This is a genomic window from Psychromarinibacter halotolerans (genome assembly GCF_029168315.1).
Lineage (GTDB): Bacteria > Pseudomonadota > Alphaproteobacteria > Rhodobacterales > Rhodobacteraceae > Psychromarinibacter > Psychromarinibacter halotolerans.
In genome coordinates, this window is sequence record NZ_JARGYD010000003.1 from 280,597 (window position 1) to 298,533 (window position 17,937).

Consider the following 17,937-nt stretch of genomic DNA (forward strand, 5'->3'; position numbering starts at 1 on the left):
CTATTCCAGATTGGTGTGGCGGGCGCGCATGGTCGCGGGCGTTTCGCCCAGCCGCGTGCGCAGGTCGTTCACCATCAGTTCGAACAGGACGAACATCGCCCCTTCGAAGACCGAGCCCATCGGCAGCACCGTGCTGGCCCCTGCCCCGCTGTCGCGCGCCATCGTCTGAGCCGGGATCGCGAGCACCGCGTCGGCCAGCGCGGCAGAGGGCGTGTCCGGTTCCGCCGTCAGCAGCAGAACGCCCGCGCCCGCCTGTTGCGCCACACGCATCAGCGCGGTGACGGTGGACAGCTCTCCGGGACCTGCCGAGGCGAAGAACAGGTCGCCCGGCCCCACTGGCGGCGTCGCCATTTCTCCTTGCACATGCGCGTCCAGCCCGAGATGCGCGAGCCGCATCGCGAGACCGCGCATCATCAGCCCTTCGCGACCGCAACCGTAGACGACGATGCGGCCCGCCGCCGCGATGCGCGTGCAGGCGGCGTCGACCTGCGTCGGGTCCATTCCGTCGAGGGCGGCGCCAAGTTCCGCAAGGGCGGTTGAAGCGCCCTTCATTGCGCCAGCTCCGCCGCGATGTCCTTCGTCTGCTCGTAGAGCCGCAGGAACAGTGCATGTTGGCGGGCATGGACCTCGTGCTGTTCCGGCGCGATCGTGCGCGTCACCGGGTTCCAGCCGTCGATGTCGCCGGGCTGTGCCAGACCGACGGCGCAGGCGGCAAGGAAGGCGTCGCCATAGGACGCCCCGACCGTCCGCTCGCAGACCTGCTGCGGCACGTCGCCGATGTCCGAGGTCGCCTGAAGCCATGTGGCGTTCTGCACCCCGCCGCCGACCGCCAGCACCCGGTTCGGCGCCGCGCCGGCCTCGCGGTAGGTGTCGAACACATGCGCGGTGCCGTGCGCGATGCCCTCGATCAGCGCGCGGTACATGTCGCCGCGGGTGTGGGTCAGGTTCAGGCCGAAGAAGGTGCCGCGCGCGTTCGGATCGTGGATCGGCGTGCGTTCGCCCGAGAAGTAGGGCAGCATCAGCAGCCCGTTCGCCCCGGGCGGGCTTTCGGCGGCCTCGGCTGCGAGAGCCGGGAACGCCTTGTCGCGCGGCAGTTCGCGGGCGAAGCGGTCGCGGAACCAGTGGGTCAGCGTGCCCGAGGTGGCGAGCCCGGCCATCGAGGCATGCGTGCCCGGAAACAGCCACGGCGCATACCACAGGCGCGGGTCGGTGACGCGATCCGGCGTGACCTCGATGATGAAGACGGTCGAGCCGTACATCATCATCATGTCGCCGGGCGCGCGGACGCCGACGCTGACCGCCTCGGCCACGGCGTCGATGGTGCCGGCGGTGACCGGCGTGCCGGGGGCAAGGCCGGTTTCGGCGGCGGCGGCCTCGGTCACGTGCCCCGCGATCTCTGTGGACCACAGCAGGCGCGGCAGGCGATCGAGCGGAACGATGTCGCCAAGGTCGTCGGTCCAGTCGCCGGTGGCCACGTCGTACAGCGGGGTGAACCCGGCGGCGGTGTAGCGGTCGATGGTATAGTCGCCGGTCAGCCGGAAGTTCAGGTAGCTGGTCGAGGTAAGAACCTTCGCGGTCTTCTCGAAAAGCTCTGGCCGGTTGCGGGCCAGCCACAGGATCTTGGGGCCGACCGACTGCGACGTCAGGGCATTGCCGCAGCGGTCTAGGATCACGTCGGCTCCGATGGTGTCGGTCAGCTCTGCGATCTCGGCGCTGGCGCGGGTGTCGACGCCATAAAGCACGCCGTTCATCAGCGGACGGCCATCGGCGTCAACCGGCAACATGCAGGGTCCGATGGCAGAGGTCGCGATGCAGGCGATGTCGGCGGGGTCGATGCCGGAACTGTCGAGCAGCTTGCGCGTGATGGTGACGAAATCGCCCCACCAATCCTCGTCGGCGCGGTGCTCGGCCCAGCCGGGGCGCGGCACGATCATCTCGTGCGGCGCGGTGGCCTGTGCAAGGATCGCGCCCGAGGCGTCGACAAGGACGCCCTTGGATTCGAACGTGCCGATGTCGACACCAAGCGTGCAGGTCATTCGGGGTCTCCGTCGCGCAGCAGTTGGAAGTCGGGGCCGATCCGCGAGACGGCGGCGGTCAGCAGCTGTGTCAGCTGTTCAAGGTCCGACAGATCGCACATTTCGAGGCTGGAATGCGAGTATCGCATGGGGAAACCCACGTCGATTGCGACAACCCCTTCGCCGACAAGCTGGATGTAGGACAAATCCGTCAACACCCCGACCTGCGCCGAACGTTGCAGCGGCAGGCCCTCGGCGCTGGCCGTCTGCTCGAACAGGCGCACGGCCGAGGGGTGCGGGATCACGCCGTTCAGCGTACCGCGCCCGTGGAAGGAATACAGTGACATGCCGGGGCCGCCGCCAAGCACCATCTCGCCCCGGTCCGCCATCTCGGGGGTGTCGGTGGCAAGCATCAGGTCGACCTGTACAGCGATGTCGGGCTTCAGCGCCTGCCCCGCCACCTGCGCGCCGCGCAGGTTGAATTCCTCTTGCGTTGTGAAGACGACATGCACGGTCGGGCCACCCACGCGATCCGACAGCGCGCGGGCCAGTTCCAACAGCACGGCACAGCCTGCGCGATCATCGACCGAGGTGCCCGCAATGCGGTTCCCAGCCAGCGGCAGGACATCGGGGCGGTAGACGACCGGCGTTCCGATACGAATGCCCGCCGCCTCGACCGCCGCCTTCGACCCGTGGCCGGTGTCGATCCGAAGGTCGGCTGCCTTGGCCACCGAGTATTTCTCGTCGGGCTGGGTGGCGTGGTGCGACTTGTTGTAGATGATCCCGGGGACGTCGGCTGCATCGGTGCACAGCAGGACCGCCTGCGAGACAAGCGCCCGTTCCGGCACGCCACCCAGTCGTTCCACGCGGATCATGCCGTCGTCTTCGACCTTGCGCACGATGAAGCCAAGTTGATCCATATGCGTGAAGATCATCACGGTCGGGGCGTCGAAGCCACCGTCGAACGTCGCGATCAGGTTGCCCAAGCGGTCGGACCGACTGTCGATCCCGCATTCCGCCAGCCGCGCCGCGATGGCCCGACGAACGCGGTCCTCGTGCCCGGACAGCCCGGGAATCCGCATCAGGTCTTCAAGGTCGCGCCGAAGCCTTGCGGACATGTCAGACGCCATGCGGCGGCCTCGCAGGTCGGCAAGCTGAACGGGCATCGGGCACGGCGGCGGGCGTGCGTGCGGCTGACACGACTGCGACGCCGGTCCCGGCGGTGAACGTGAACATGGCTCCTCCCTTCGGCGCGGACGCCTTCGGAAGCAGCCTACTCAGGTTCACATGCGAAGGGAAAGGGGGCAGCGACCGCCGCGCGCCGCTTGGCGCGGGCGGCCTGACTGCGGATCAGAGCGCGACCTTGCGGCTTTCGTCGATGTAGATCTCGCGCAGCCGCGCCGCGATCGGGCCGGGCTTGCCGCCCGCGACGGGGACGCCGTCGATCTCGACCACCGGCATCACGAAGGCCGAGGCCGAGGTAAAGAACGCCTCGTCGGCGGACTGCGCCTCGTCGATGGTGAAGGCGCGTTCCTCGACTTCCATCTGCGCTTCGCGCGCCATCTGAAGAACGGCGGCACGGGTGATGCCGTGCAGAATGTCGGTCGACAGTTCACGCGTGATGATCTTGTTGCCCTTCACGATATAGGCGTTGTTCGAGGTTCCCTCGGTCACCTTGCCGTCCTCGACCATCCACGCGTCGTCGCATCCGGCGGCCTTGGCCATCATCTTGCCCATAGACGGGTACAGCAGCTGTACCGTCTTGATGTCGCGGCGGCCCCAGCGGACGTCCGGCACCGAGATGACCTTGATGCCGGTCTTCGCGGTCGGGTTGTCGGCCAGACCGGGCTTGTTCTGCGTGAACAGCACCAGCGTCGGCGGCACGTCGGCAGCGGGATAGGCGAAATCGCGGTCGCCGGGCGCGCCGCGCGTGATCTGAAGGTACACAAGCCCCTCGTCGATGCCGTTCTTCGCGACCAGTTCGCGATGGATCTCCAGCAGTTCGTCGCTGGTCGCCGGGGCCTTCATCTCAAGCTCGTTCAGCGAGCGTTCCAGCCGCTTGGCGTGACCGTCGAAATCGACCAGCTTGCCGTCCAGAACGCTTGTCACCTCGTAAACGCCGTCCGCGAACAGGAAGCCGCGGTCGAAGACAGAGACCTTCGCCTCGGTTTCGGGCAGGTACTCTCCATTGACGTAAACGGTACGGGTCATCGGCGGTCTCCTTGGCTGAGTCCCGTCCTACATGCCGCGCCGCAGCGGCAAGGGAAAGGGGAAACCGCGAGGTGGCTGCTAGCCGCCCGCAACATGGCGGGCCGCTGCGGCATTCGCCGTCGCCGCCGCGTCGGACAGCGGCGCGCCGCGCATCAGCGCCGCCACCAGCGCCCCGATGAAATGGTCCCCGGCGCCGTGGGCCGACACGACCCGCACCGGAACGCCCGGCACCACGCCGGATGCCTCGGCAGAGGCGAACGCCACCCCGGCCCCGCCAGCGGTCACCACGGCGGCAGGCACGCGCCCCGTCAGCGCGCGCGCCGCGGCAAGCGCATCCTCCAAAGTGCCGACGGGCGCGCCGCAGATCGCCTCTGCCTCGGGCTGATTGACGACAAGAATGTCCACCAACGCCAACAGCGCATCCGGCATCGCGCGCATCGGCGCCGCGTTCAGGCAGACCCGTGCGCCATGCGCCCGCGCCGCGGTGGCAGCGGCTAGGTTGACGGCCTCGGGCACCTCGTTCTGTAGCAGCAGGAAGGCCGCGTCGTTCCATAAGGCCGGGTCCGCGACGACAGCCGGGGCGATGGCAAGGTTCGCGCCCGACACGATAGCGGCGGCATAGTCGCCCGCGTCGTCACCGATGGCCACGCTCATCCCCGAACCGGTGCCAGCAACCCGCGCCACGTTTTCCGCCGACACGCCGCCCGCGGCCAGCCGGTCCAGCAGAAAGGGCGCAAAGTCATCGTCCCCCACGGCCGAGACCATGCGGACGTCACAGCCCTGCCCCGCCAGCGCAACGGCCTGATTTCCGCCCTTGCCGCCGAACTTGGGGGACCACGCCCGCGCGGTCACCGTCTCGCCTGCGGCCGGACGGTGCGGCGCATCCACGAAGATGTCGTAGTGCAGGCTGCCGACGACCACCGCGACGGCCATCGCCTATTCCCCGCCCATGATCCGCTGCACCGCGCGCTGGCTGCGCGGCGAATCCTGCGCCGCGATCGCCTCGTGCAGGGCGTTGTCGCCCGCCACCCGCTTTGCCATCGCGATCAGCCGTTCGGTGACCTCGATGTTGGTGGCACATTCCTCGACCGGGTCGATGCCCGAGGCATCGGGGAAGGTGTCGAAGTAGATCACACCGTCGAACCCGTCGCGCGTGATCTGCCACAGCAGTTCCAGCGTCGCCTGCGGATGGACTGACCCGACCATCAGCCCGTCGTCGCGCTTGCCATAGCCATCGTTTAGGTGCACCCCCAGCAGGCGGGAGCGCCGAGAGATCAGCGTCGCGGCGAAGGCGGGCATCTCGTCGGCGTAAAGAACGTGGGCAAAGTCCAAAGTCACGCCAAGGTTCGGCAGGCCGACCTCGTCGATGGCCAGCAGCGTCGTGGCGACATCGGGCATCAGCGCGTAAGACCGTGGTTCGTTCGGCTTGTACTCGATCGAGATCATGCATTCGGGCGCGTGGGCCGCCACCTCGCGGATGCCAGAGACCTCGTCCTCCCACATGCGGGCGTAATCGCCCTGAAAGCTGTAATCGAAGCCGTCCTGCCCCAGCCACAGCGTCATCAGCGGGGCGCCCATCTCTAGCGCGGCATCAATGCCCGCCTTGGTCTGGTCGATGGCCTCTTGCCGCACCGCGCGGTCGGGATGCGTGAAGGCGCCAAGCTTGAAGGCGGGGTTGGTATAGTACCGCATCGCCAGCCCGTTCACCTCTAGCCCGCAGTCGCGGATCGCCGCGGCGGTGTCGGCGGGGGCGCCGGGGACGTGATCGGGATAGTTCAGGTCGACATGGGTCAGGCCCGGCACCTTCGTGGCGCGATGCGCGCACATCAGCGCGGTCGGCTTGCCCTTCAGGTCAGGCCATTCCGTCTCTGCCCGTGCGGCAAAGGAATTCAGGCGGGTCGCAAACTTGGTCACCGGTCTCTCCTCCCCGGCACCCGCCCTGATCGAGCGGGCGCCCCCTGTATCATCGTCCGCCCCGCAGGGTCCTCCCGGACGTATCGGCGTCAGGCCGTCAGATCTGCCGAACCGCGCCCTTCGCGGCGCTGGTGGTCAGCGCGGCATAAGCCTTCAGCGCGGTCGTGACCTTGCGCTTGCGCTTTTGGGCCGGCTGCCAGCCTTTCTCTTCCTGCGCCTCGCGGCGCGCCGCCAGCGTGGCATCGTCGACGGCAAGGTTGATCGTCCGGTTCGGGATGTCGATCTCGATCAGGTCGCCCTGCTCGACCAGCCCGATGGTGCCGCCCTCGGCCGCCTCGGGAGAGACGTGACCAATCGACAACCCCGAGGACCCGCCCGAGAAGCGGCCATCGGTGACCAGCGCACAGGCTTTGCCCAGACCTTTCGATTTCAGATAGCTGGTCGGGTACAGCATTTCCTGCATCCCCGGCCCGCCGCGCGGTCCTTCGTAACGGATCAGCACGACCTCGCCTTCCTTCACCTTGCCGGTCAGGATTCCCGACACGGCATCGTCCTGCGACTCGAAGATGTGGGCGGGACCGCTGAACTTCAGGATCGATTCATCGACACCGGCGGTCTTCACGATGCAGCCGTCCTCGGCAAGGTTGCCGTACAGCACGGCAAGCCCGCCGTCTTGGCTGAACGCATGCTCTTTCGCGCGGATCACGCCACCTTCGCGGTCAAGGTCGACCGACGGATACCGACGGTCCTGGCTGAAGGCGACCTGAGTCGGCACGCCACCCGGCGCGGCCGAGAAGAATTCGTGCACGGAATTCGCCTTGGTCTGCTTGACGTCCCAGCGTTCCAGCGCCTCGGCCATCGTGCCCGAGTGGACGGTATTGACCGTCGTGTCCAGCAGGCCCGCGCGATCCAGTTCGCCAAGGATCGCCATGATGCCGCCGGCGCGGTGCACGTCCTCCATGTGGACGTCGTCCTTGGCGGGCGCGACCTTGCACAGGCACGGGACCTTGCGCGACAGCCGGTCGATGTCGGCCATCGAGAATTCGACCTCGCCCTCGTGCGCGGCGGCCAGCAGGTGCAGCACGGTGTTGGTCGAACCGCCCATCGCGATATCAAGGCTCATCGCGTTCTGGAACGCCTCGAACGTGGCGATGTTGCGCGGCAGGACGGTGGCGTCTTCACCTTCGTAATAGCGTTTCGCGAGATCGACGATCAGGTGGCCCGCCTCGACGAACAGCCGCTTGCGGTCGGCGTGGGTCGCCAGCGTCGAGCCGTTGCCCGGCAGCGACAGGCCCAAAGCCTCGGTCAGGCAGTTCATCGAGTTCGCGGTGAACATGCCCGAGCACGACCCACAGGTCGGGCACGCCGCCTGCTCGATCGCCTCGACCTGTTCGTCGGTGTACTTGTCGTCGGCGGCGGCAACCATCGCGTCGACAAGGTCCAGCGCCTTTTCCTTGCCTTCCCACTCGACCTTGCCGGCCTCCATCGGGCCGCCGGACACGAAGACCACGGGAATGTTCAGGCGCATCGCGGCCATCAGCATGCCGGGGGTGATCTTGTCGCAGTTCGAGATGCAGACCATCGCGTCGGCGCAGTGCGCGTTGACCATGTACTCGACCGAGTCGGCGATGATCTCGCGCGAGGGAAGCGAGTACAGCATCCCGTCGTGGCCCATCGCGATGCCGTCGTCGACGGCGATGGTGTTGAATTCCTTGGCGACCCCGCCGGCGGCCTCGACCTCGCGCGCGACCATCTGGCCCAAGTCCTTCAGGTGGACGTGGCCGGGGACGAACTGGGTGAAGCTGTTCACGATGGCAATGATCGGCTTGCCGAAGTCGTCATCCTTCATGCCGGTCGCACGCCAAAGGCCGCGGGCCCCGGCCATGTTGCGGCCATGCGTGGTGGTGCGGGAACGGTAATAGGGCATTGCTGATCCTCCGGGCTAGCGGGAAGGTCTTAGCGCAGGATCGGGGCGAATACCATAAGCGGAGTCGACGGATCAGCTTTCGGGGCGCGCAGGGGGGACAGTGCCGGGCTGGGGCTTGGGGGGTGAAGGAATGGTGTGTCCGCGGACTGGGGTTGGTCGGGTTTGCGGCATGAACCAGACGCAGTCGTCCAACGCAATCTCGAGTGCGTCAAAGATGCTCTAGCAGAAATGCCTTCTGGAGACGCGACGCTTCGTCGAACAATTCGGACGGATGCCACAACAGCCCAAAATGCCCGCCCGCAATCTCGTGCTTTTGCTTGGGTCCCGGGAGCAGGTCGTAGACATGGCGCGCGACCTCGGGGTTGGCGGCGGGTATTTCGTCTTCGAACGACAGCATCACAAGGGTGGGCACCTTAACGTGAGGCGCGCAGTGCGACACGTTGTAGGCCGTGTCCAGTTGTATGCTAGAGACCTGGCAATCGTTTTCCCATCCGCTATTCAGCCGCGCCCCGTGTTCGATGAACCACCGCCAGGCCGTCAGTTCGTCGAAATTGCTCGGCTGGCGCATCGGGTCAGGCATGACCACGGGCAACCGCAGGCTTGTCTGGCGCGGCAAGCCAAGGATGTCGTCCGAATCCAGTATTCTGGAATACTCCGCGATGGCCCGGCCTTCGGTGTCGGATGGCAGAATTTCTCTGCCAAAACCCGGGCACTGAATAACGACGGCGGCAGGTCGATCGTCCACCGCCGCAACGAGAAGCGAGACGTCACCCGATAGGCTGTCACCCCAGATGGCGATGCGATTTGCATCAATGTCCGACCGCTCGGAAAGGGCGGTCAGCGCGTCGCGATAGCCTTTGGCTTGAAAGAAAATGTTGACGTCACGGCGAGGTTCGCCCTCGCTCGCGCCGAAGCCCCGGTGGTCGTAGACTAGGGCGGCAATCCCGGCTTCCGCGAAGGCCTCGGCGTACTTATCAATCGTCATAGTGCGCGTCGCCGTGAACCCGTGGGCCATGATGACCGCCGGCAGATCGTCTTGTTTGCCGGCCGGCAAATACAGCCATCCTCGCAACGTTGCACCGAGGGAGTGAAAATTAAAATCTTCCCGAGAGTAATGCATATCTAAGCCCAAGCCCAATCAATCCGCAAAGAAAATTAAGCATGCCGTGCCGCACACCTCAAGATTTTTGGCAGAAACTACATTGGCGCTTTCTAAGGCTGCGTGACATTAGCCCCGAACCCGACCTTCCCCGCGTGATGCCCGACATGCCATGACGTACCCACCCGTGGACACCGCCAAAGAAAAACGCCCCGCTCGTTTCCAAGCGGGGCGTTCTGTTCACTCAGGATCGGTCAGCGATCAGTCGCGGCTTTCCGGCGTTTCCACCAGACCGGCGTCGAAGTCGTCGTCGGACATGAAGTCCTCGACCGGGGCGGCCAGCGCCGCGGCTGCTTCCGCCTCGGCCCGTGCCTCTTCGATCACCTTGTTGTCGCGCTCTTGCGCCACGCGACGGACCCGCTGGGTCGCGCCACCCGTACCGGCCGGGATCAGACGGCCGACGATGACGTTTTCCTTCAGGCCGACCAGCTTGTCCCGCTTGCCCTGCACCGAGGCTTCGGTGAGGACGCGCGTGGTTTCCTGGAACGACGCCGCCGAGATGAACGAGCGGGTCTGCAGCGAGGCTTTGGTGATCCCCAGAAGGATCGGCTCGCCCTGGGCCAGACGGCCCCCCTTCGACGCGGCCTTTTCGTTGGCCTCGTCGAACTCGATCTTGTCGACGTGCTCGCCCTTGAGAAGGGTCGTGTCGCCCGAGTCGAGGATCTCCCACTTTTGCAGCATCTGGCGAACGATCACCTCGATGTGCTTGTCGTTGATCTTCACACCCTGCAGTCGGTACACGTCCTGCACTTCGTCGATCATGTAGTCGGCCAAAGCCTCGACACCCATGACGGCAAGAATGTCATGCGGCGCCGGGTTGCCATCCATGATGTAGTCGCCCTTCTGCACGAAGTCGCCTTCCTGCACCGGGATGTGCTTGCCCTTGGGCACCATGTACTCGACGGGCTCCATCGACTCGTCCGACGGTTCGATCGAGATGCGACGCTTGTTCTTGTAGTCGCGTCCGAACCGAACGTAGCCGTCGATCTCGGCGATGATCGCGTGATCCTTGGGACGACGCGCCTCGAAGAGTTCCGCCACCCGCGGCAGACCGCCGGTGATGTCCTTGGTCTTGGCACCTTCGCGCGGGATACGCGCGACGACGTCGCCGGCCTGAACCTTCACACCGTCTTCGATCGACAGAATGGCGTCCACCGACATCGGATAGGTCACCGGGTTGCCCGCATCGTTGCGGACCGGTTCGCCATCCTCGTCCACGAGAATGATCTCGGGCTTCAGGTCGCTGCCCTTCGGCGCGGACCGCCAGTCGGACACGATCCGCTGGGTCATGCCGGTGGCCTCGTCGGTGTCCTCGCGGACCGACAGACCGGCGACAAGGTCGACGAAACGGACGGTCGCGTCCTTCTCGGCGATGATCGGAAGGGTATAGGGATCCCACTCGATCAGCTTGTCGCCCCGTTCGACGGTTGCGCCGTCTTCCGGGAACACCTTGGTGCCGTAGCCCAGCTTGTGGGTGGCGCGTTCGGTGCCGTTCTCGTCCATGATGGCAAGGGTCATGTTCCGGCCAACAACGATCTGTTCGCCGGCGGCGTTGATCAGGATGCTGGGGTTGCGGAATTCGACCTTGCCCGAAGCCGAAGCTTCGAGGAACGACTGCTGGCCACCCTGCGCGATGCCGCCGATGTGGAACGTCCGCATCGTCAGCTGCGTGCCGGGTTCACCGATGGACTGCGCCGCGATGATGCCCACGGCCTCGCCCTGGTTCACCATCGTACCGCGTGCCAGGTCGCGACCGTAGCACATGGCGCAGACGCCTTCCTCGGCCTCGCAGGTCAGCGGGCTGCGGATACGCATCGAAGCGACACCGGCGGTTTCCACCGCATCGGCCTTGCGTTCGTCGATCAGCTCGCCCTGGCCCACCAGAACCTCGTCGGTGCCGGGGTTCAGCACGTCCTCGGCCGCGACACGGCCCAGGATGCGCTCTGCCAGCGACGCCACCACCTCGCCGTCGTTCACGGCGGCTTCGGCCGTGATCGACTTCTCGGTGCCACAGTCGTGCTGGCGCACGATGCAGTCCTGCGCCACGTCCACAAGACGACGGGTCAGGTAACCCGAGTTCGCCGTCTTCAGCGCGGTATCGGCCAGACCCTTACGGGCGCCGTGGGTGGAGTTGAAGTACTCCAGCACGGTCAGGCCTTCTTTAAAGTTCGAGATGATCGGCGTCTCGATGATCTCGCCCGAAGGCTTGGCCATCAGACCGCGCATCCCGCCCAGCTGCTTCATCTGGGCCGGCGAACCCCGCGCACCGGAGTGCGACATCATGTAGACCGAGTTCGGTTCCAGCTCTGCGCCGGCATCGTCGTACCGCACGGCAGAGATTTCGCCCATCATGGCGTCCGCCACCTGGTCCGAACACTTCGACCAGGCATCGACCACCTTGTTGTACTTTTCGCCCTGAGTGATCAGGCCGTCCATGTACTGCTGTTCGAACTCTTTGACCTGCTCGCGCACGCCGTTCACGATGCCCCACTTGGTGTCGGGGATCAGCATGTCGTCCTTGCCGAACGAGATGCCGGCCTTGAAGGCCTCGCGGAAACCGGTCGACATGATCTGGTCACAGAAGATGACCGACTCTTTCTGACCGCAATAACGGTAGACGGTGTCGATGACCTGCTGCACTTCCTTCTTCCGCAGAAGACGGTTGACCAGCTCGAACGGAGCCTTGGCGTTCAGCGGCAGAAGCGCGCCGAGCTTTACGCGGCCCGGGGTCGTCTCGAACCGCTGCCAGACTTCCTGACCTTCCTCGTCGATCTGCTTCACACGCGCAGTGACCTTGGCGTGCAGGTGCACCTCGCCGGAATCCAGCGCGTGCTGAACCTCGTCGGTGTCCGCGAAGACCATGCCTTCGCCCTTCATGCCTTCGCGCTGCATCGTGATGTAGTACAGGCCAAGGATCATGTCCTGCGACGGAACGATGATCGGCGCGCCGTTGGCGGGCGACAGAACGTTGTTCGTCGACATCATCAGCACGCGCGCTTCCAGCTGGGCTTCCAGCGAAAGCGGAACGTGGACGGCCATCTGGTCACCGTCGAAGTCGGCGTTGAACGCCGAACACACGAGCGGGTGCAGCTGGATCGCCTTGCCTTCGATCAGCGTGGGTTCGAACGCCTGGATGCCCAGACGGTGCAGCGTCGGCGCGCGGTTCAGCAGAACCGGGTGCTCGCGGATCACCTCGTCGAGGATGTCCCAGACTTCCGGGCGCTCTTTCTCGACCAGCTTCTTCGCCTGCTTGACCGTCGAAGACAGACCCTTCGCCTCGAGCCGCGAGTAGATGAACGGCTTGAACAGCTCGAGCGCCATCTTTTTCGGCAGACCGCACTGGTGCAGCTTCAGCTCGGGGCCGGTCACGATGACCGAACGGCCCGAGAAGTCGACGCGCTTACCCAGAAGGTTCTGGCGGAAGCGGCCCTGCTTGCCTTTCAGCATGTCGGACAGCGACTTCAGCGGACGACGGTTCGCGCCGGTGATGACGCGGCCGCGACGGCCGTTGTCGAACAGGGCGTCGACGGATTCCTGCAGCATCCGCTTTTCGTTACGGATGATGATGTCCGGCGCGCGAAGCTCGATCAGGCGCTTCAGGCGGTTGTTCCGGTTGATCACCCGGCGGTACAGGTCGTTCAGGTCCGACGTCGCGAACCGGCCGCCGTCCAGCGGAACCAGCGGGCGCAGTTCGGGCGGGATGACCGGGATGACCGTCATGATCATCCATTCCGGGCGGTTGCCGGATTCCAGGAAGCTTTCGACGATCTTCAGGCGTTTGATGATCTTCTTGGGCTTCAGTTCGCCGGTGGCCTCGGCCAGATCGGCGCGCAGCTGCTCGGCCTCGGACTCGAGGTCGATGTTGGCCAGCATCTTGCGGATCGCCTCGGCGCCGATGTCAGCTTCGAAAGCGTCACCGCCGTAGGCGTCCTGCGCGTCGTTGAACTCTTCCTCGGACATCAGCTGGCCGTAGGACAGGTCGGTCAGACCCGGCTCGATCACGACGTAGTTCTCGAAGTACAGGATCCGCTCGAGATCGCGCAGCGTCATGTCCAGCATGAGGCCGATCCGGGACGGAAGCGACTTCAGGAACCAGATGTGCGCGACCGGCGCGGCCAGTTCGATGTGGCCCATACGTTCGCGGCGAACCTTCTGCAGCGTGACTTCCACACCGCATTTCTCGCAGACGACGCCGCGATACTTCATCCGCTTGTATTTGCCGCACAGGCATTCGTAGTCCTTGATCGGACCGAAGATGCGCGCGCAGAACAGGCCGTCACGCTCGGGCTTGAACGTCCGGTAGTTGATCGTCTCGGGCTTCTTGATCTCACCATAGGACCAAGACAGGATCCGCTCGGGCGACGCCAGCGAGACCTTGATCTCGTCGAAGGTCTTCGGCGCCGCAAGCGGGTTGAACGGGTTGGTGGTCAGTTCCTGGTTCATATCGAATTCCTAATCAGGGGCGTTGGGAGGGGGACGGTGCGTGGAAGACACGCACCCTACGGTTGGTAGGGTGCGCGCTTGTCGCGCAGCGTTACTCTTCCCCCTCCGCATCCAGGAGTTCCATGTTCAGGCCGAGGCCGCGGACTTCCTTCACGAGCACGTTGAAGCTCTCGGGAACGCCCGCCTCGAAGTTGTCCTCGCCCTTGACGATGCTTTCGTAGACCTTGGTCCGGCCCGCCACGTCGTCCGACTTCACCGTCAGCATTTCCTGCAGGGTGTAGGCGGCGCCGTAGGCTTCCAGTGCCCAGACCTCCATCTCCCCGAAACGCTGACCGCCGAACTGCGCCTTACCGCCCAGCGGCTGCTGGGTCACAAGCGAGTACGGGCCGGTCGACCGCGCGTGGATCTTGTCGTCGACAAGGTGGTGCAGTTTCAGCAGGTACTTAATGCCCACCGTCACCGGCCGCGCGAATTTCTCGCCCGTCCGCCCGTCGAACAGATCCGACTGGCCGCTTTCATTGAAACCGGCCCGCTTCAGCGAGTCGTTGACGTCCGCTTCCTTGGCGCCGTCGAACACCGGGGTGGCGATCGGCACGCCGCGGGTCACGTTGCCCGCCGCTTCCAGAAGCTGCTGGTCGTCCATCTCGGCGATGCCTTCTTCGTAGACATCGTCGCCATAGGCGATCCGCATCGCTTCCTTGACCGGGGTCAGGTCGCCGTCCCGCTTGTAGGACTGCAGCGCGTCGTCGATCTGGATGCCCAGACCGCGTGCGGCCCAGCCCATGTGGGTCTCAAGGATCTGGCCGACGTTCATCCGCGACGGCACGCCGAGCGGGTTCAGAACGAAGTCGACCGGGGTCCCGTCGCCAAGGAACGGCATGTCCTCGATCGGCACCACGCGCGAGATGACGCCCTTGTTGCCGTGACGGCCGGCCATCTTGTCGCCCGGCTGCAGCTTGCGCTTCACCGCGACGAAGACCTTGACCATCTTCATGACGCCCGGCGGCAGGTCGTCGCCACGACGGACTTTCTCGACCTTGTCCTCGAAGCGCGCGTCCAGCGCCCGCTTCTGGGCCTCGAACTGGGCGTTCAGCGCCTCGACCATCTGGGCCTCGGCGTCGTCGCTCAGTGCAAGTTGCCACCACTGGCCACGGGACAGCATCTCCAGCAGATCCTCGGTGATTTCCGAGCCCGGCTTGACGCCTTTCGGACCCTTCACCGCGGTCTTGCCAAGGATCATGTCCTTCAGACGCGCGTAGATGTTGCGCTCGAGGATGTGCAGCTCGTCGTCGCGGTCGCGCGACAGGCGTTCCACCTCTTCCCGCTCGATCTGGAGGGCACGTTCGTCCTTCTCCACGCCGTGACGGTTGAACACGCGGACTTCCACGATCGTGCCGAAGTCGCCCGGCGGAAGCCGCAGCGAGGTATCGCGCACGTCCGACGCCTTTTCACCGAAGATGGCGCGCAGAAGCTTTTCTTCCGGCGTCATCGGGCTTTCACCCTTCGGAGTGATCTTGCCGACAAGGATGTCGCCCGGCCCGACCTCGGCGCCGATGTAGACGATGCCAGCCTCGTCGAGGTTGCGCAGCGCTTCTTCACCGACATTCGGGATGTCGCGGGTGATCTCTTCCGGCCCAAGCTTGGTGTCACGGGCGGCGACTTCGAATTCCTCGATGTGGATCGAGGTGAAGACGTCGTCGCGCACGATACGCTCGGAGATCAGGATCGAGTCCTCGTAGTTGTAGCCGTTCCACGGCATGAACGCGACGACCACGTTCTTGCCCAGAGCCAGTTCGCCAAGATCGGTCGACGGACCATCGGCCACGACTTCGCCCTTGCCGACCTTGTCACCGACCTTCACCAGCGGGCGCTGGTTGATGCAGGTGTTCTGGTTCGAACGCTGGAACTTGCGCAGACGGTAGATGTCGACGCCCGGATCGCCCGGCTCCAGATCTTCGGTCGCGCGGATAACGATCCGCTGCGCGTCGACCTGGTCGATGATCCCGGCGCGGCGCGCCTGAATCGCGGCGCCAGAGTCGATGGCGACCTTGCCTTCGATCCCGGTGCCCACGAACGGAGCGTCGGCCTGCAGCAGAGGCACGGCCTGCCGCTGCATGTTCGAGCCCATCAGTGCGCGGTTGGCGTCGTCGTTTTCCAGGAACGGAATAAGCGACGCCGCGACCGACACCAGCTGTTTCGGCGACACGTCGATCAGGTCGACGGCCTCGTTCGGCGCAAGCGTGTATTCACCCGACTGGCGGGTGTTCACCATCTCGTTCACGAACTTGCCGGTTTCGTCCAGCGTCGCGTTGGCCTGCGCCACGGTGTGACGCATTTCCTCGGTCGCGGACATGTAGTGAACTTCGTCCGTGACCTGACCGTTGTTCACCACGCGGTACGGGGTTTCGATGAAACCGTACTTGTTCACGCGGGCAAAGGTGGCGAGCGAGTTGATCAGACCGATGTTCGGACCTTCCGGCGTCTCAATCGGGCACATCCGGCCATAGTGGGTCGGGTGAACGTCGCGCACCTCAAAGCCGGCACGTTCGCGGGTCAGACCGCCCGGGCCAAGCGCCGACAGGCGACGCTTGTGCGTCACTTCGGACAGCGGGTTGGTCTGGTCCATGAACTGCGACAGCTGCGACGAGCCGAAGAACTCGCGCACGGCGGCGGCGGCCGGTTTCGCGTTGATCAGGTCTTGCGGCATGACGGTGTCGATCTCGACCGACGACATGCGCTCCTTGATCGCGCGTTCCATCCGCAGAAGGCCGACACGGTACTGGTTTTCCATCAGTTCGCCGACCGAGCGCACCCGGCGGTTGCCGAGGTGGTCGATGTCGTCGATCTCGCCACGGCCATCACGCAGGTCGACCAGCGCCTTCACACAAGCGACGATGTCTTCCTTGCGCAGGGTCCGCTGGGTGTCCGGCGCGTCAAGCGCGAGGCGCATGTTCATCTTCACGCGACCAACGGCCGAAAGGTCGTAACGCTCGCTGTCGAAGAACAGGGTGTCGAACAGGGCTGAGGCGGCATCGACGGTGGGCGGCTCGCCCGGGCGCATGACCCGGTAGATGTCCATCAGCGCGGTGCCGCGGTCCATGTTCTTGTCCTGGGCCATCGTGTTGCGCATGTACGGACCGACGTTGACGTTATCGATGTCCAGAACCGGAATCTCGGTGATGCCCGCGTCGACCAGCTCTTTCAGCGTGCCGCCGGTGACTTCACCTTCCTTGTCGGTTTCCCACGTCAGTTCGTCGCCGGCTTCGACATAGATCGCGCCGGTTTCCTCGTTGATCATGTCCTTGGCGGCGTACTTGCCAACGATCTGCTGGAAGGGAACCAGCAGTTCGGTGATCTGACCCTCGTCGATGATCTTCTTGACGGCGCGCGGAGTGATCTTCTTGCCGGCTTCGGCAAAGACCTCTCCGGTGGCCGCGTCGACCAGATCGAACGGCGGACGAGTGCCGCGGACGCGCTCGGGGAAGAACTTGGTCTTCCAGCCGCGGTTCTTCTCAAGCTCGTAGGTGACCGTGTTGTAGTAGGCGTCCATGATCGCCTCCTGGTCCAGCCCGAGGGCGTACAGGAGGGTGGTCACCGGCAGCTTGCGGCGACGGTCGATGCGCGCGAACACGATGTCCTTGGCGTCGAATTCGAAGTCCAGCCAAGAGCCGCGATAGGGAATGATGCGGCAGGCGAACAGCAGCTTGCCCGAAGCGTGGGTCTTGCCCTTGTCGTGATCGAAGAACACACCCGGCGAGCGGTGCATCTGGGAAACGATGACACGCTCGGTTCCGTTCACGATGAAGGTGCCGTTCGGGGTCATCAGGGGCATGTCGCCCATGAAGACGTCCTGTTCCTTGATGTCCTTGACCGACTTGGCGCCGGTGTCTTCGTCGACATCGAACACGATGAGGCGAAGCGTGACCTTCAGCGGCGCGCTGTAGGTCATGTCGCGCTGCATGCACTCGTCGACATCGTATTTCGGCTTTTCAAGCTCGTACTTCACGAACTCGAGAACGGCAGTCTCGTTGAAGTCCTTGATCGGAAAGACCGAACGGAACACGCCGTTGATGCCTTCGTCCAGCGCGGGCTCGATCGCGTCGCCGGATTTCAGGAACAGTTCATAGCTGGATTTCTGAACCTCAATGAGGTTCGGCATTTCCAGGACTTCCCGGATTTTGCCATAGTATTTACGGAGACGCTTCTGGCCAAGGTAGCTGGACGCCATAAGGGAATACACCTCTCATCATAGCAAACGCGGCGCCGTC

General features: G+C 64.8%; 10 protein-coding genes. All 10 read right to left on the reverse strand.

Features of this window, described 5'->3' with window-relative positions; genetic code table 11:
* Nucleotides 1-552 carry an SIS domain-containing protein gene (locus P1K30_RS09910; RefSeq protein WP_275632563.1) on the reverse strand — a complete coding sequence of 184 codons (552 nt, stop codon included), beginning with the start codon at nucleotides 550-552 and terminating at the stop codon, nucleotides 1-3.
* Complete coding sequence (locus tag P1K30_RS09915) at nucleotides 549-2,036, reverse strand: FGGY-family carbohydrate kinase (protein WP_275632564.1); 1,488 nt, start codon at nucleotides 2,034-2,036, stop codon at nucleotides 549-551. The genes P1K30_RS09910 and P1K30_RS09915 overlap by 4 nt, the downstream gene beginning before the upstream one ends.
* Nucleotides 2,033-3,133 (reverse strand): M42 family metallopeptidase, encoded by a 1,101-nt coding sequence (locus tag P1K30_RS09920; protein WP_275632565.1) that lies wholly within the window; start codon nucleotides 3,131-3,133, stop codon nucleotides 2,033-2,035. Before P1K30_RS09920 ends, P1K30_RS09915 begins: the two co-directional genes overlap by 4 nt.
* A 232-nt stretch (nucleotides 3,134-3,365) precedes the next feature.
* Nucleotides 3,366-4,226, reverse strand: a complete 861-nt coding sequence (locus P1K30_RS09925; RefSeq protein ID WP_275632566.1) for a D-amino-acid transaminase — start codon at nucleotides 4,224-4,226, stop codon at nucleotides 3,366-3,368.
* A 78-nt stretch (nucleotides 4,227-4,304) separates the two neighbouring features.
* The gene (locus P1K30_RS09930) at nucleotides 4,305-5,159 is read right to left on the reverse strand and encodes a PfkB family carbohydrate kinase (protein WP_275632567.1); all 855 of its coding nucleotides are present in this window, start codon (nucleotides 5,157-5,159) and stop codon (nucleotides 4,305-4,307) included.
* 3 nt (nucleotides 5,160-5,162) lie between these two features.
* Nucleotides 5,163-6,140 carry a sugar phosphate isomerase/epimerase family protein gene (locus tag P1K30_RS09935; protein ID WP_275632568.1) on the reverse strand — a complete coding sequence of 326 codons (978 nt, stop codon included), beginning with the start codon at nucleotides 6,138-6,140 and terminating at the stop codon, nucleotides 5,163-5,165.
* 97 nt (nucleotides 6,141-6,237) lie between these two features.
* Nucleotides 6,238-8,067 (reverse strand): dihydroxy-acid dehydratase, encoded by a 1,830-nt coding sequence (gene ilvD, locus P1K30_RS09940; protein ID WP_275632569.1) that lies wholly within the window; start codon nucleotides 8,065-8,067, stop codon nucleotides 6,238-6,240.
* A gap of 208 nt (nucleotides 8,068-8,275) precedes the next feature.
* Nucleotides 8,276-9,187, reverse strand: coding sequence for an alpha/beta hydrolase (locus tag P1K30_RS09945; RefSeq protein ID WP_275632570.1), 912 nt, complete (start codon nucleotides 9,185-9,187; stop codon nucleotides 8,276-8,278).
* Between the two features lie 240 nt (nucleotides 9,188-9,427).
* Nucleotides 9,428-13,669, reverse strand: coding sequence for a DNA-directed RNA polymerase subunit beta' (gene rpoC, locus P1K30_RS09950; protein WP_275632571.1), 4,242 nt, complete (start codon nucleotides 13,667-13,669; stop codon nucleotides 9,428-9,430).
* 91 nt (nucleotides 13,670-13,760) lie between these two features.
* The gene (gene rpoB / locus P1K30_RS09955) at nucleotides 13,761-17,897 is read right to left on the reverse strand and encodes a DNA-directed RNA polymerase subunit beta (RefSeq protein WP_275632572.1); all 4,137 of its coding nucleotides are present in this window, start codon (nucleotides 17,895-17,897) and stop codon (nucleotides 13,761-13,763) included.
* Nucleotides 17,898-17,937: the final 40 nt, after the last annotated feature.